At 60.9% G+C, this 15,488-nt stretch carries 11 protein-coding genes; 4 read left to right on the plus strand and 7 right to left on the minus strand.

Going from position 1 to position 15,488, the window contains the following annotated elements; genetic code table 11:
• Positions 1–86: 86 nt before the first annotated feature.
• From ADJ95_RS00750 to ADJ95_RS00770, 5 genes are all read right to left on the minus strand, one after another.
• Entirely contained in the window at positions 87–2,063 is a 1,977-nt protein-coding gene (locus ADJ95_RS00750; protein WP_152691676.1) for a S8 family serine peptidase, read from the minus strand.
• Positions 2,064–2,706: 643 nt separating this feature from the next.
• Positions 2,707–3,852: a phosphoribosylformylglycinamidine cyclo-ligase gene (gene purM, locus ADJ95_RS00755; RefSeq protein ID WP_049331602.1), complete on the minus strand. Its 1,146-nt coding sequence runs from the start codon at positions 3,850–3,852 to the stop codon at positions 2,707–2,709.
• Positions 3,852–5,603: an amidophosphoribosyltransferase gene (purF, locus tag ADJ95_RS00760; protein ID WP_049331605.1), complete on the minus strand. Its 1,752-nt coding sequence runs from the start codon at positions 5,601–5,603 to the stop codon at positions 3,852–3,854. Before purF ends, purM begins: the two co-directional genes overlap by 1 nt.
• 240 nt (positions 5,604–5,843) lie before the next feature.
• Positions 5,844–6,296, minus strand: a complete 453-nt coding sequence (locus ADJ95_RS00765) for a sterol carrier family protein (RefSeq protein ID WP_065423969.1) — start codon at positions 6,294–6,296, stop codon at positions 5,844–5,846.
• 2 nt (positions 6,297–6,298) lie between these two features.
• Entirely contained in the window at positions 6,299–7,426 is a 1,128-nt protein-coding gene (locus tag ADJ95_RS00770) for an asparaginase (protein ID WP_049331609.1), read from the minus strand.
• A 574-nt stretch (positions 7,427–8,000) separates the two neighbouring features.
• Here ADJ95_RS00770 and ADJ95_RS09445 point away from each other — a divergent pair.
• From ADJ95_RS09445 to ADJ95_RS00785, 3 genes are all read left to right on the plus strand, one after another.
• Positions 8,001–8,342 (plus strand): membrane protein, encoded by a 342-nt coding sequence (locus ADJ95_RS09445; protein ID WP_049331610.1) that lies wholly within the window; start codon positions 8,001–8,003, stop codon positions 8,340–8,342.
• Positions 8,343–8,493: 151 nt separating this feature from the next.
• Positions 8,494–9,777, plus strand: a complete 1,284-nt coding sequence (gene purD / locus ADJ95_RS00780) for a phosphoribosylamine--glycine ligase (protein ID WP_049331613.1) — start codon at positions 8,494–8,496, stop codon at positions 9,775–9,777.
• 269 nt (positions 9,778–10,046) lie between these two features.
• Positions 10,047–10,973: a phosphoribosylaminoimidazolesuccinocarboxamide synthase gene (locus ADJ95_RS00785; protein WP_049331615.1), complete on the plus strand. Its 927-nt coding sequence runs from the start codon at positions 10,047–10,049 to the stop codon at positions 10,971–10,973.
• A 119-nt stretch (positions 10,974–11,092) separates the two neighbouring features.
• On the opposite strand, the gene ADJ95_RS00790 is transcribed toward ADJ95_RS00785, so the two are convergent.
• Entirely contained in the window at positions 11,093–11,995 is a 903-nt protein-coding gene (locus tag ADJ95_RS00790; RefSeq protein ID WP_080974905.1) for a FadR/GntR family transcriptional regulator, read from the minus strand.
• A 212-nt stretch (positions 11,996–12,207) separates the two neighbouring features.
• Positions 12,208–13,881: an L-lactate permease gene (locus ADJ95_RS00795; RefSeq protein WP_049331617.1), complete on the minus strand. Its 1,674-nt coding sequence runs from the start codon at positions 13,879–13,881 to the stop codon at positions 12,208–12,210.
• 806 nt (positions 13,882–14,687) lie between these two features.
• Between ADJ95_RS00795 and ADJ95_RS00800 the strand changes: the two genes are divergently transcribed.
• Positions 14,688–15,482: a (Fe-S)-binding protein gene (locus tag ADJ95_RS00800; protein ID WP_049331619.1), complete on the plus strand. Its 795-nt coding sequence runs from the start codon at positions 14,688–14,690 to the stop codon at positions 15,480–15,482.
• The last annotated feature ends 6 nt before the right edge of the window (positions 15,483–15,488 follow it).

The raw sequence follows: 15,488 nt of genomic DNA on the forward strand, positions 1-15,488 counted from the left end.
GCCCCGCCTGACGCACAACCGGGCTTGCGGGATGAAGCGCTTAAAGTGCTCGTCCAGAAGGTAGAGCCTGCCCGATGTGGGGGGGCTTAGCTCACCAGGGTGAGTTCACCGGCCTCACGGGGCTTCTGCACGGGGGAAGTCACCGTGTAGTCCCCATCCTGCTGGGAGTCCCCGTCGTCGCTCAGGTCGTTCGCATCCTGCGACTGGGTGCCGGATTCCTCGGAGGAATCCGCGTCGGCCGAGACGGCATCGGGGTTGATGGCCTCTGCGTTATCGTTGGTCATCGTAGCCGGCTCTTCGGCGCTATCCGGGGCCTGTCCGCCCTGAACCTCAACGGAGGTATCCTGCGCATCAATATCGGACAGGGCCGTGCGGTGGGCGGAGGTAATTACCCTGGAGGTGTAAATGGTGCGCGGGCGGCTAAAGGACATCTTGCCCTGCGCGTCCAGGTTGCCTACGTACTGAGCAATCTTACGGCTACTGATGATACCGCGTCCGCAGTAGCCCTTGTCGCACTTAATTGGGTTGGCCGCGGCGTTGAAAGCGGAGCTGTAGACCTTCTGGCGGCTGACGTTTGCGCCGTTCACAAACTGCTGAGCCAGGATACCGGACACGTGCGGTGCCGCCATGGAGGTGCCGCTCCTGTAGACGTAGTTGTACTTGCCGTTGGGGCGGTTGATGCTGTCAATACCCAGAGAGAGGATATCGGTACCCGGGGCAGAGACGGTAACGGTCTTGCCGTAGTTCGAGTCCGATGCGCGGGTGCCGTTCTTGGTGCTGTTACCCACCGCGATGACGCCCTTGCAATTGGCCGGAGCAAACTGCGAGGCATCAATCCCGGCGTTGCCGGCGGCTGCGACCACGATAGCGCCCTTAGAGAGCGCGAAATTGATGGCCTTCTGGTAGGCGTTGGGGCATGCTCGAACGCCGCCCAGGGACAGGTTGATAATCTGTGCGGGATGCTTATTATCGGGAACGCCGTTGATGTGACCGCCCGCCGCCCACATGATGGCATCGGCGATGTCGGAGGTCTGACCACCGCATCGACCGAGCACGCGAATCGGCTGGATGGCGGCCAAGTCAGAGACACCCGCAATACCCTGGCGGTTCTGGCCGCGCGCGGCAATGATGCCGGCAACGTGCGTGCCGTGCCAGGTTGAAATCTGCGCGTTCTGCATGTCGCCGCAGAGGTTGAAGGGAGCCTGATCGCCCTCGTCGGTGGGGTCGGCGTCGCGGCCATTGCCGTCGCGGCCGCTCACCGGATTGCTAATGAAGTCGTAACCCGGCACTAGAGAGTGGATGAGCTCGGGGTGGCGGGTGTAACCGGTATCAATCACCGCAACGGTCGTCTTCAGGCCGCGATACAGGCGCGCGTTGCCGGTGTTGCCGATGCCGACGGTGGGGTTGGTGAGGTTCCACTGCTTGGAGTACAGGGGGTCGTTGAAGACGAAGGTGCTTTCGACCGCCGGGTAGTTGACGTAGTCGGGCTCCACGGAGGCCACGTTGGGGTTGGAAGCCAAGCGGTCCATGAACTCCTGGGCCTGCTGCTTATCCAGCTTCTTGGAGGTCTGGACAATTGCGTCGTTGGAAGTGGTGGTGCGGACAACCCCGCCGCTGGTTTCGAGAGAAGCCGCGGAGGAGTCGATGGTCTGCTGGATGCCGCTGTCCAGGTCACCGGGGGTTACTCCTCCGGCCACCTCGGCATCTCCGCTACGCTCCTCGGCTCGCTGCTTTGCATCGTCGGTGTAGGTGACGATGAACTGGTCAAACTTCTGCTGGGGAAGGGAACCGGGAGCGGCACTTCGCGGAGCACCCTGGGGCGATCCCGCGTTGGTGGGAACGCTAAAGGGGGAAGCGGGAGTGGCAGCCTCGGTCTGGTCGGCCTGAGTGGCATCCTCGTGGGGCGCCTGCGCAAGGGCTGCAGGAAGGTTGCCGCCGAAGATGAGGGAGCCTGTGGCCAGCAGGGCGAGGCCTGCGCGGAAGGGTTTCATGACGGTGGGATGGTTGGCTCTGTGTGACGCTGTGGAGTGGCCAGCTGAGGGCACGGGCCAGTGGAGCTTCATGAGAAATCTCCTGAAGAGTTGAGAGTACGCGGATAGTGTGGTGTGTACCGGAGCCGTCCTGCGTTTTTCGTCTACGGTTAGGTATTGCTAAGCGACGTAAACCGAGGAACGCAGGAAAAGATTTTCCGCCGATACGCTAAGAAGCATGGAATCGCGCATATCTTTTGGATGGCGTATAAAGGTACCTCATTAAGCTATCACCTAAAGAAGAGATTGAGGTATATCTCTACTATATTTTTTATATCAAGATGTGAATTTTTCCTTGTGGAATGGAATAGCCTGCCCGCGGCTGAAGGAATTCTGAGCTTAAGGTTGAAAGTTAAGTACTCAATAGGTGGGTGGTGCAGTCCCGATTCGAACCTGGGCGCTTATTAGCACTATAGTGTAAGCACTTTAATGCAGAGAAAATGTTCTTGTCATTAAAATAAAGAGAATTAAAAGAACGTGAAGTAAAACTAAGAGTGCCTCGAAAATAGGGGGGATTCCCAGGGGAAGCCAAAATGGTGGAATGCCCAAAGTACAGGAGACCCAAAGTACAGGAGGGGCCGGTACACAGAGGGCCGGTACACAGAGGGCCGGGGTGGTCCCACACGAGTGGAGCCACCCCGGCCCTTTGGTACGGTCTCATGACCGCTCAAGTACGTTAGGAGGCGTAAGAGCCCAGCAGGCGAACCGCGCCGCCATCCACGCCCTTAGCGCCCTGAACGTAATCGGGGTTGTTAGCCTCGGGCTCGCCGGCAACAACAACATCACCCATAATCCAGGAGGGGATACCGCGGTCGTTCAGGCGCTTGGTAGCAGCCTCAGCCACGGAGGGGTCAACGATGGCGATCATGCCCACGCCCAGGTTCAGGGTGCGCTCCAGGTCGGCCAGCGGCACGTTGCCCAGCGAACCAATCAGGGAGAAGATGGCGGGAATCTGCCAGGTGGAGCGGTCCACGCGACCCTCCAGGCCCTGGGGCAGCACGCGTGCCAGGTTAGCAGCCAGGCCGCCACCGGTCACGTGAGAGAAGCCACGCACACCGCTACCGGTGGTGCCGTCCTCGCCGTTGACGGGGAAGGCAGCCGCCAGATCCAGGCAGTCCGCCGCGTACACACGGGTGGGTTCGAGCAGTTCCTCACCGATGGTGCGACCCAGCTCGTCCACCTGGCGCTCCAGGCCCCAGCCGGCCACGTTCAGGACCTTGCGGACCAGGGAGTAGCCGTTGGAGTGAATACCAGAGGAGGCCATGGCAATCAGCACGTCACCCTCGCGCACACGGTCCGGGCCGAGCAGCTCGTCCGCTTCAACCAGACCGGTTGCGGCACCGGCGACATCGTACTCGTCCTCGGCCAGCAGGCCGGGGTGCTCGGCGGTCTCGCCGCCAACCAGGGCGGTACCGGCCTGTGCACATGCGCCAGCGATACCGCGCACGATATCGGCGATGCGCTCGGGAACGACCTTGCCGGTGGCAATGTAGTCGGTCATGAACAGGGGCTTGGCGCCACAAACCACGATATCGTCTACAACCATGCCAACCAGGTCGTAACCGATGGTGTCGTGAATATCCAGGGCCTGAGCAATGGCAACCTTGGTGCCCACGCCGTCGGTGGAGGTGGCCAGGTAGGGCTTGCGGTACTTGACGAGTTCGGAGACGTCGTACAGGCCCGCGAAGCCGCCCACGCCACCAACAACGGAGGAGTTGTGGGTCGCCTTGATAGCGCCCTTCATCAGCTCAACGGCGCGATCGCCAGCCTCAACGTCAACACCTGCGCTCGCGTAGGTTACGGTGGTGGTGTTCTCGCTCATTAGGATTCCTTCGGGGTAGCGGTAGCGGAGGAGCTTGCGGGGATGCGGTCCGCCTCGGTCAGCAGGCCCTCGAGATCGGCGTCGGGGCCGGGGCTGCACATGCCCATACCGGCGTCGTCTGCGGCAACCTGTACTGCGGAGGGATCGAACTTCGTTTCGAGAGTTTCGGTGCCTTCGCGGGTGTCAATCGAAACGGCCTCAGCATGCTCAGGCTTGGAGGGGACGGGGCGCTCCACGGTCACCTCAGCTGCCTTACCGGCGAGGGGTCCGCCCTTGCCCTTCTCCGAGGAGTCGAAGAGGGACTTGCCGCGTCGTTCCTCGCTCGGCAACTCAATCGGGTATTTGCCGGTGAAGCATGCGGTGCACATGTTTTCGGCGGGCTGCTCGGTGGCTGCCATCATGCCGTCCTGAGAGATGAAGCCGAGCGAATCGGCACCCAGGGAGGACGCGATTTCGTCCACGGACAGACCGTTCGCAATCAGCTCCGCACGGGAGGCGAAGTCAATACCGTAGAAGCAAGGCCACTTCACGGGCGGGGAGGAGATGCGCACGTGCACTTCCTTCGCGCCGGCCTCACGGAGCATACGCACGAGGGCACGCTGAGTGTTACCGCGAACAATGGAGTCGTCAATAACGACGAGGCGCTTACCGGCAACCACAGACTTGAGTGGGTTCAGCTTGAGTCGAATACCGAGCTGGCGGATAGTCTGCGAGGGCTGAATGAAGGTTCGGCCCACGTAGGCGTTCTTGACCAGGCCGTTACCGTAGGGAATGCCGGACTCTTCGGCGTAACCAATAGCAGCCGGAACACCGGATTCGGGAGTGGGCATGACCAGGTCAGCTTCAACAGCGTGTTCGCGGGCAAGCTGACGGCCCATTTCTACGCGGGATTCGTAGACGCTGCGGCCGGCGATGGAGGTGTCAGGGCGGGCCAGGTAAACGTACTCGAAGACGCAGCCGGCGGGCTTAGCTTTTGCGAAACGCTGGGAACGCAGACCGTTCTCATCAATGGTGATGAGCTCGCCGGGCTCCACTTCACGCACGAAGGACGCACCGACAATATCAAGTGCCGCGGTTTCGGATGCGACAACCCAGCCACGCTCCAGACGACCGAGCACGAGGGGGCGTACACCCTGCGGGTCGCGTGCAGCGTAGAGGGTGTGCTCATCCATGAAGGTGAGGCAGAAAGCACCGCGAAGGGTCGGCAATAGGTCGAGTGCTGCTTCTTCGAGGGAATCGAAGTCGTGCTCCGCCAGCAGGGCGGTGACGAGTGCGGTGTCGGTGGTGTTGCCCTGGGCGAGTTCGCCGTGCTTGGGGGGCTTGCCGCCGTTCTTTTCAATCAGACGCTCGTAGAGGTCTGCCGAGTTGGTGAGGTTACCGTTGTGCGCCAGGCAGAGCGTGCCGTGCGGGGTGGTACCGAGAGTCGGCTGCGCGTTAGCCCAGTGGGATGCGCCGGTGGTGGAGTATCGGGCGTGGCCGATAGCGTGGTCGCCGGGCATGGAACTGAGGGTGGCTTCGTCAAAGACCTGGGAGACCAGTCCCATATCTTTGTACACGTGGATGCGTTTGCCGTTACTGGTTGCGATACCTGCTGATTCCTGGCCGCGGTGCTGGAGCGCGTACAGGCCGTAGTAGGTTAGCTTTGCCACGTCCTCGCCGGGAGCCCAGACACCGAAGACGCCGCAGGCGTCCTTGGGGCCGTGGTCAATCGGATCGAGGTCGTGAGTGAGTTTTCCGTCGGGGCGAATCAATTCACTTCTTTTCGACGATGGGACTGCGGATGCGTCTGTGCAAGCGCAAGATTAGGGCGTGTTGCCGCACTCACACCTGCCTGTGTGTGCCGTAGCATACACCAGACCTTTAAAAGTGTACCGGGTTTCGGAGCCGATGCGGTGAAAGATGCGCTAAATACCTCAGGATGGACCACTAGAACAGGCACCAAACACGCCAAATCACGAAAACTGCGTGGACCTGTGAGCTCGTAGCGAATTCTAGAAGAGCGGCAACAAACCCGAAAGGTCACTACGCTCACCCGACGCATCCAGCGCACCGGCACTCACCGCCTGCGCCCACGAACAGGCACCCAGAACCAGCGCCGCCCACACGAGTGGACGCGCCTCCACCACGGACGGCGGGGTACCGCGCGTATGGCGAGGACCCGCCACGCACTGGGTCACGCCCAGCGGGGGTACGCGCACCTCCACACTATTGCCGGGGGCGAGGGTGGCCAGTTCTTCGAGGGTAAAGCGCACGAAGGTTGCGCGCACGGAGCGGGGGAGTGTCGCGAACGCCTGCTCTACCTCGGGGGCGCTCAGCAGGTACTCGCCTCGGGCGTGCGAATCCACAGGCTCGCCGGCTGCCGCACGCTGCGCCTCAAAGAAAGCACGCACTTCGCGTACCGCCGCCATGCCGTCTGCTTCGGAAGTTTTACGTCGAATCGCCACGATTAGTCCTCTTCCGGGGTGCCGGGAACCAAATCCTCGCGGGTGAAAAGCTCCTCATGCACGCGCAGCTCGCCCACCTCAACCGGCTTGCCGTCCACGTAGCCGCCGGTCACCGGGCGCACCACGAGCGGCAGCAGGCGCTCGCATTCTTCGGCGCTCAGGTAGCCGCCAGCGGCGAGAGCACGCAGAGCCACGGCGTACATGGCGCGGTGCGAACCGTCGCTCATCTTCACCACCACGGACGCGCCCGAACGCAGACCAATGCAGAGCACGCCCTCCGCGCCGCCCTTGACGATCGCGTCCAGTTCTTCGCTGAGCACGGTGTCGGGGGAGCCGGGCGCCTGAATCAGCTCGGGGTAGTCCACCATGGCGGTCGCGACCGTGGAGGCGCGCGCATCCGCCCCGAGGTTGCGGATTGCCGCACCCAGGGTCGAGTAGGCGCGTGCGGCACCGGTCAGGGAAACGGCGTGCACGGGCGCACCGCAGCCGTCAACGCCGATTGCGGCTACGGGCTCGCCGGTGAACGCCTCAATTTCTTCGGTGATGACCTGCTGCAGCGGGTGCGCGGGGTCGAGGTAGTTGTGCAGGGTCCAATTCTGCGAGCCCTCTTCAAGGTCGCCGCGCTCAAGCTTGGCGGTGCACGCCCACAGGAATGCGGCGTGCTTGCCGGAGCAGGGATGCGCCAGGGGCGTGGCGGCAAGGTTCGCCTGAATCATGGCCTTGTACGCCTGTGAGTCGGAGGGGTAGGAGGGCTTGAGCGCCAGGTTCGCCGGGGTGAGCGGGGTGGTTTCGGTGCTGCCCTGGGTGAGTACGTCCTGCACGGCGCGCATCTGCTCGAAGGTGCCGCGGTGCGAGCCGCAGGCGATAGCGACCTGGGAGCCGCGCAGGGGCGCGCCCGCCTTCATGGATCCGATGGCCTGCAGTGGCTTGGCGGCGGAGCGCAGGTAGAAGGGCTCGTGAATATCGCCGAGGGCAAGCTGCACATCACCGTCGGGGTCCAGCAGGATGAGGCGGCCGCGGTGGCGTGCCTCAATGAAGTTGTTGCGGGTGAGCTGCGCGAGTTCTACGTCGAAGGCGCTGCTGTGGTTGGTGGTGTGAGTGGTTGCCTGTGGGGTGGTGCTGTTGGTCATTCTTCTAGTTTAAACGGGGTGTGCGGCTTGCCCCTATTTGTGTCTGGTGGCGCGGAGCTAGGATGGGCTGGCGCGGTCGAGGGAGGGACGTGTGAATAGATTCACCTTCACTGCGGGTTGAAGTTATGAGTAATTCATTTTTATAATTGAAGTGTGCTCAAGCGCTACGGGTAAGACCAAGGTACGTGAGCGAGGCACCGCCCGCACGAACCAAAGAACCCAGCACCGCATAGGACCGACCGCGATCGACGCCCGACGAACCATTCCGGCGTCTCGACGTACCGCCTCATGAATACGGCGATGACCAAGGCAGCGGCAGATGAGCAAAACCCCAACCCCGTCAGTCGATGAGCTATGAGTGTATCCACGGTTCATCATCTCTGACATGCCCCGATATGCAGTCTGAGAACGGGCGTAATATGTATTCAGCACGCAAGTGATGCACCCCCCCGGGTCCCCACGTCTAGGCGCAACTAGTTAGGCGCGGCCCGGTACGAGTATGCATCCTTAGTGCCCCTCACCCCCTCAACTCACTCTTGATGGTGAGCGGCAAACCATGTAAAGGAGTACATCCATGGCAGAGCAGAACAACACCTCCGCAACCACCTCCGCACAGAACACCTCCCCCAAGGGCGGCGTGGGCGTGGATTCTGAATTCCATGCAAAGTTCTTCCCCATCCTGGCTCGCGTTGCTTCTGTAACTGCAGTGCTCATGTACGTGTTCTACTTCCCGCAGATTATCGGTAACCTGAACGGTCACAAGGGTGACTGGATTCAGCCTCTGGTTGCTGCCGTGAACTGCACCCTGTGGGTTCTGTACGGTCTGTGGCGCCCCAAGAAGGACATTCCGATTATTATTGCGAACGCTCCCGGTATTGTCTTCGGCGGCCTGGCTTCTATTACCGCCCTTATCTAAGGCTTTAGCTTGATTCGGTAGCTTCGGCTACGTAAGCTGTGCGGCTCTTCTCTAGCGCTCATTCTTACGAATGTGCCGCTACATGAGAAGAGCCGCATTTTTAGTGAGCCCAGCTCACATTTTTGAGAGGGTACCGGGTACCCTAAATACTATGAAGGTTTTGGTACTGGGCCCCGGCGGCCGCGAACACGCAATTATTCGAGCGCTTCTGCGCGACCCTGAGGTAACCGAGGTGCACAGCGCCCCCGGCAACGCCGGCATTGCCCAGGATGTTCCCGTCCACGCAATTGATGCGAATGACCCCGCCCAGGCAACCGCCCTGGCGCGCGAACTGAGCGCCGACCTGGTCGTTATTGGCCCGGAGGCGCCCTTGGTCGCAGGTGTTTCTGATGCACTGCGTGAGGCGGGTTTTGACGTTTTCGGCCCCTCCGCAGCTGCCGCGCAGCTGGAGGGCTCCAAGGCCTTCGCTAAGCAGGTCATGGAAGAGGCTTCCGTGCCGACCGCGCGCGCCCACGAGGCACGCACTCTCCCCGAGGCTGAGGCAGCGCTGGACGAGTTCGGCTCCCCCTACGTGGTGAAGGACGACGGCCTGGCTGCGGGTAAGGGCGTTGTGGTGACCGAGGACCGCACCGCGGCACTGGAGCACGCTCAGGCTTGCTTCAACGCTGGCGGCACCGTGGTCATCGAAGAGTTCCTGGACGGCCCCGAGGTGTCCCTTTTCGTCATCTCTGACGGCAAGAACGTTCTGCCGCTGTCCCCGGCTCAGGACTTCAAACGCATTTTCGACAACGACGAGGGCCCGAACACCGGCGGTATGGGCGCCTACACCCCGCTTCCCTGGCTGCCCGAGGGCTTCGTGCAGGAGGTCGTGGAGAAGGTTGCCCGCCCGACCGTAGCGCGCATGGCTGAGCGCGGCACCCCGTTCGTGGGCGTGCTCTTCTGCGGCCTGGCTGTGACCAACCGCGGCGTGCGCGTCATCGAGTTTAACGCCCGCTTTGGCGACCCCGAAACTCAGGCGGTTCTGGCGCGCCTGCGCACCCCGCTGGGTCAGCTGCTGCGTGCGGCCGCTCGCGGCGAGATTTCTGAGGGTACCGAGCTGGATTGGGATCCCCGCACCGCGGTGGACGTGGTCATGGCCGCCGAGAACTACCCGGGCACTCCCCGCAAGGGTGACGTCATCTCCGGCCTGGATAAGGCGAACGCCCTGGAGGGCGTGCACGTGATTCACGCGGGCACCGTCGCATCCGAGGAGGGCGTGCTGACTGCTGGCGGTCGTGTGCTGGCTGTTGTTGCTCTCGGCGATGACCTGGCTGCCGCCCGTAACGCCGCCTACGAGGGTGTTCGCGCTATCTCTTGGGCTGGCGCGCAGTACCGCACCGATATTGCGCTGAAGGCTGTGGAGAACCGCATCCACATTCCCGCCCCGCGCGACTAAAACCTAAGGTGACCGGCTTCCCCGCTTGAGGGTGGGGGAGCCGGTCGCTTCTTTGCCACTCGCTTCTTTATTCCTCGCCGCCTCAGCTTTTCCCGGGTTCATTTCCTCGGCTCGGGGGTGCTGGCGGCGACGACCGGGGCAGGTGGGGTTCTCAAGATTGTGCCGTATTGATGCTCAATTGGCACTATCGGGAGCCGTGCCTGTCGCGGTATTGTAATTACACAGACTTTTTGCATCCACATCACACCACCTCATCAGGAGAAATTCTCATGACTTCTCGTTCTAACCCCGTGGAAATTCCTGGCTGGACTCACATTTATTCCGGCAAGGTCCGCGACCTGTATGTTCCGAATGAGGAACGTTTTGACGCCACCGGCTTGACCGTCAATGATGACGCTGAGCTGCGTGCCGGTTCGGTTATGGTTGTCGCCTCGGACCGTATTAGCGCTTTTGACCGTATTCTGCCCACCGAGATCCCGGATAAGGGCAAGATTCTGACTCAGATGTCCCTGTGGTGGTTTGAGCAGCTTAAGCAGGTTCCGAACCACGTGCTGTCCACTGACGTTCCGGATGTTGTGGCTGGTCGCGCGATGATTTGCCGCTCCCTGAACATGTTCCCGGTGGAGTGCATTGTGCGCGGTTACCTGACCGGTTCGGGTTTGGCTGTGTACAACGAGACCGGTGAGATTGCTGGTGTGAAGCTGCCTGCGGGCCTGGTGGATGGTTCCCGCCTGGACACCCCGATTTTCACTCCGACCGGTAAGGCTGAGGTGGGTGAGCATGATGAGCTGGTGACTCGTGAGGAGCTGTACGCTGAGGTGGGTCAGCCGGTGGGCGAGCGCCTGGAGGAGCTGAGCCTGAGCCTGTACACCACTGCGGAGAAGATTGCTCGCGAGCAGGGCATTATTCTGGCGGATACCAAGATGGAGTTCGGTACTGATTCGTACCGCGGCGAGATTACTCTGGGTGATGAGGTTCTGACTCCGGATTCTTCGCGTTTCTGGGACGCTCAGCAGTACGAGCCGGGTCGTCCGCAGCCGAGCTTCGATAAGCAGTATGTGCGTGACTGGCTGCGTTCGCCGGAGTCGGGTTGGGACGGTTCGGATAACGTGCCGCACCTGCCTGAGGAGGTTGTGGAGAAGACTCGTGCCCGTTACGTTGAGGCGTATGAGCGTCTGACCGGCACGAAGTTCTAAACTCAATATTTCGGGCTGAAATAAGTCTTAGAGATAGCTAAAGGGCGGTGCCCCGGAAGGTCATTCTTCCGGGGCACCACCCTTTAGCTATATGGGTTTATGCGGTTGAGGGGCAAAGCCTAGCCGTCGTGAGCGTCTTCATCGTGCACACCTTCGTGGCACAAATCCTCGTGCAGAATATCCCGCGCCGGATGCTGCCGTGCCCGCTCCTCCGCAGCACGGTCAGACAGCGAATAGAACCACGTAATATGCTCGCACACCCGCTCATAGGCGGCCTGCTCATCGTGCGAAGTGATCGCCTCAATAATGCCGTAATGCTGCTCCTGCAACGTGCGCTTGACCGCCTCCCAATCCTTCAGGAAAGGAACCGCCTCCTGCACATAACTCATCGTCGCCATGTGCAGAGAGTCAATGACCGTATCAAGCACAATATTGCCGCCAAGCTTCGACAGTTCATAGTGAAAACGCGTATCGCAGAAATGGAAACGCTCATCACTAATCTGCTCATCCATCTCCGTAAGGTGTACGCGCGCCCGCTCCAACGCCGCCTCACGCTCCGGGGAATCCGGTGCAGCCGCCGCCGCACGCGCCGCCGGGCCCTCCAACAGCAGGCGGGTTGAGACGACGTCCTTCACCGGCAGGCTACGGGTCGCAATGTGCATGCGTAGCGCCCAGCTGAGCGCATCCGACGGCTCCGAAATGATAATCGCACCCGACTTCGGGCCCGAACCCGTGCTCGAGCGAATCAGACCCAGCGCATTTAGAACCCGCAGCCCCTCACGCACCGAGGGGCGGGAAATGCCGTACCGCGCCGCCAGCTCACGCTCGGAGGGGAGCTTATCGCCCACGCGTAGCTCACCCAGACGCAGGCGACGCTCAAAAGTCTCCAGAACGATGCTGTAGCTGCGGTCCTTCAGTATTGGTTCATGAGCGTGGAGCCGCGCAGGCTGGACCGGCTCGGACGCTGTCGCATCGGATGGGGAGGCACCGGGCCGAAGGTCATCCTGAGAAGTCTGCGGCATGAAATCTCCTAATAACGAGGGGGGGGAGTATGGAAGAGCGGAAGCTCCGAGCGGCTGAAGCGAAGTGAAGGGAAGCCGAGGGACAAAGAAAGCGGGGCGGCAGAACCGAGAAGGTTCGCCGCCCCGCCGTGGCCACCGGAAAATACCGGGGCGAATGTCCTACGGCCCTTGAGGCTTTCACCTCAAGAACTCTCTAAGGGGTGAGCCTCAGATTAGGGAACCAGGAAGGACAGAACGTTGGTCTGCAGGAAGACCAGGACGCAGACGAACAGGAGCATAGCGAAGGACCAGGGGAGGACAGCCTTGAGGATGTCGGATTCCTTGCCTTCCATGTCCACGGAGGTAGCAGCAATAGCCAGCGACTGCGGGGAGATCATCTTACCGACCACACCACCGGTGGTGTTAGCAGCCAGCATGAGCTCGGGGGTTGCGCCGTGGATACCTGCGTGCTGCAGGTTCTCAGCAGCAGACACCTGCAGCTTGGAGAACAGTGCGTTCGCACTGGTGTCCGAACCGGTCACAGCGGTACCGATCCAGCCCAGAGCCGGTGCGAGGAACGCGTAGACGGTGCCCAGGCCTGCCAGGAAGGTACCCATAGCAATGGTCTGACCGGAGAAGTTCATGACGTATGCCAGTGCCAGAACCGAAGCAATGGTCAGGATGGACCAACGCATGCGGTAGACAACGGAACCGAACTCGGTGAAGATTGCCGGGAACTTGAAGGCGTAGCGGCCCTTCTCGTTGAAGAAGAAGTAGACCACAGCAACAACCAGACCGGAGATGATCAGCAGGGTGCCGGGGTTGGACATCCACGCGAAGTTGTAGACTGCATCCTTGACGGGCTTGCCGTCGGCGGTGACGAGGCGGGAGCTCAGAGCCTGGATGTCGATCTTGAGGACGAAGCTCTTCAGCCATGCCTTCAGGCCAGCGTGCAGGTTAGCAACACCGAAGATTGCAACGACGATGACGTAGGGCAGCAGTGCCATCCAGACGCGAACGGCGGGCAGAGCTTCCTTCTCTTCAGCCTGTGCGGGCAGGCCGTAGCGTTCACGAACGCCCTCGACGCCGCGCGGCTTCCAGAACTGCAGGAAGATAACAGCAACACCCATGGAGACGATGCAAGCAACAACGTCGGTCAGGTTGAACGCGGGGGTAGCAGCGGTGACCCACTGGGTAATTGCGAAGGAAACACCGATGATCAGTGCGGGCAGCCAAGCGTCCTTCAGGCCCTTCATACCGTCGAGGATGACGAGCAGGATGAGCGGAACGAGCATTGCCAGGAACGGAGCCTGGTGACCAACGATGGTTGCGATAACGTGTGCGTCCTTGCCGCCGACGTCAGCTGCGGTGGTAATCGGGACGGCGACGGCACCGAAGGCCACGGGAGCGGTGTTAGCGAGCAGAACGGTAATAGCGGCCTTGAGGGGCTTAACGCCCAGGGCCAGAATCATGGTTGCGGTAATCGCGACGGGGGCACCGAAGCCAGCCAGCGCCTCGAGCAGACCACCGAAGCAGAAGGCAATCAGGATGGCCTGGATGCGCAGGTCGCCGCCGCCGAGGCGGTCAAACACGCGGCGCAGGTCTTCGAATCGACCGGAGAGAACGGTGATCTGGTAGAACCAGATGGCGCCCAGAATCACCCAGCAGATGACCAGGCCGTAGATGGCGCCGCGGACGGCGCTCAGGCCGCCGAGATCTGCGGGCATGTGGAAGCCGAGGACTGCCACGAGGATGGATGCTACCAGGGCCACGATTGCGGACCAGTGGGCGCGTGCCTTGACGCCCAGCAGCATGACAAAGAAGGTGAGGAGGGGGATCGTTGCGACGAGCGCGCTTAGCCCGAGGCTACCTCCAACTGCGTTGGTTACAGCGGTGTAAGTTTCCACTGGAACTCCTTTGGTTCAGGGTGTGTCTTGTGTATGGTCTGACCATTTAACGGTGCGTGAGCGAACGGATCTTTGTTCTCTCGCGGGGGATGTGGTCAGACCATTCATCGCATGTATAGAACCATACCCGACGTATTGCGGTTTCGCCAAAAGCACACAGCTTCGTTACGGGTCGTCGAGCGGGTCGGGCTCGAAATTTTTCTGTGAATTTGCCGCTATGTTGCGGCGCTGATAGTTAATTCCAGGTTCTGACACACAACTCGCGAGACCGACCTAAGGGTACCCATTTCTGTACGTCAGGGAATCGAATGTGACGCGGGAAAAATGCACACCGATTGTTGGTTTCGTGAAAAATAATGCCCCTAAAAACATTGAAAGAAAGGGGGTTTGTGCCTATTTTCCGCGAATTCTCACATTGTATATCTGCGTTTGATGAGCGTTCAAATACGCTCCGGCGAGATGCTCTGATTCGCGATTCAAGAAGAGATGGGGTCACATATACCGGAAGGTAAGAAAGTGTACCTTAGAGTCAGGATGACCTAACCCTTTATTTAACAAGGAAAGTATGCCCTATTCCGAGTAGAGAAAAGAAACGTAACAGTGTTAAATAGCAAGGACTAGATAAGACATCACCACGGTTTCTGATCCCACCGCATCCCACCTCCACTTGGGGCGTGCACCGTCTGTTCGTGCTTATGGGTATCCCACCAACGGCCCGGCAAAGTACGCAGAACAATGCTCCGCCTGCCCCAGACGCAGGCGGTGAGACCGAGAAACTCTGAATACAGAGGAAAGGACGGCAAGTCATGCGTATTGCACTCTTCTCCACGTGCATTGTTGACGGCATGTACCCCCGCGTAGCTCGCGCCACCGTCGAAATTCTTGAGCGCCTGGGCCACGAGGTTGTCTTCCCCCCGAACCAGACCTGTTGCTCCCAGATGCACGTCAACTCGGGTTACTTCGACGACGGCTACGAAATTATCAAGAACCACGTCGAGGCCTTCGACTCCTGGGACTGGGATGTGGCCGTTGCCCCCTCGGGTTCCTGCGTTGCCTCCCTGCGCGACCAGCAGGCTATGGTAGCCCGCAGCCGCGGCGACGAGGCCCTGGCTCTGAAGGCTGAGCAGATTGCCTCTCGCACCTTCGAGCTCTCCCAGCTGCTGATTGACGTCCTCGGCATCACCAACGCAGCCGAGCAGCTCGGCTCCTACTTCCCCGAGCACGTCACCTACCACAGCTCCTGCCACGGTATGCGTCTGCTCCGCCTGGGCACCCGTCAGCAGGACCTGGTCCGCACCGTTGAGGGCATCAAGTACACCCAGATTGAGGGCATGGACCAGTGCTGCGGCTTCGGCGGTACCTTCTCCTTCAAGAACCCCGATGTTTCCGGCGCCATGGTCAACGACAAGGCCGACAACGTCGAGGCAACCGGCGCATCCATCTGCACCGGCGGCGACTGCTCCTGCCTCATGAACATCGGTGGTGCGCTCTCGCGCCGCGGCTCCGACGTGAAGACCATCCATTTCGCTGAGATCCTCGCCTCCACCAAGGAAAACCCGCTCAAGATTGACTCGAAGAACATCGAGCTCTCGATCGCCTAAGGAAAG

The organism is Rothia mucilaginosa (assembly GCF_001061665.1).
GTDB classification, from domain to species: Bacteria; Actinomycetota; Actinomycetes; order Actinomycetales; family Micrococcaceae; genus Rothia; species Rothia mucilaginosa_A.

Coding starts and splice junctions, on each gene's coding strand:
- ADJ95_RS00800 (WP_049331619.1), top strand. CDS start 14,688: ATGCGTATTGCACTCTTCTCCACGTGCATTGTTGACGGCATGTACCCC.
- ADJ95_RS09445 (WP_049331610.1), top strand. CDS start 8,001: ATGGCAGAGCAGAACAACACCTCCGCAACCACCTCCGCACAGAACACC.
- ADJ95_RS00770 (WP_049331609.1), bottom strand. CDS start 7,426: ATGACCAACAGCACCACCCCACAGGCAACCACTCACACCACCAACCAC.
- purM (WP_049331602.1), bottom strand. CDS start 3,852: ATGAGCGAGAACACCACCACCGTAACCTACGCGAGCGCAGGTGTTGAC.
- purD (WP_049331613.1), top strand. CDS start 8,494: ATGAAGGTTTTGGTACTGGGCCCCGGCGGCCGCGAACACGCAATTATT.
- ADJ95_RS00785 (WP_049331615.1), top strand. CDS start 10,047: ATGACTTCTCGTTCTAACCCCGTGGAAATTCCTGGCTGGACTCACATT.
- ADJ95_RS00790 (WP_080974905.1), bottom strand. CDS start 11,995: ATGCCGCAGACTTCTCAGGATGACCTTCGGCCCGGTGCCTCCCCATCC.
- ADJ95_RS00750 (WP_152691676.1), bottom strand. CDS start 2,063: ATGAAGCTCCACTGGCCCGTGCCCTCAGCTGGCCACTCCACAGCGTCA.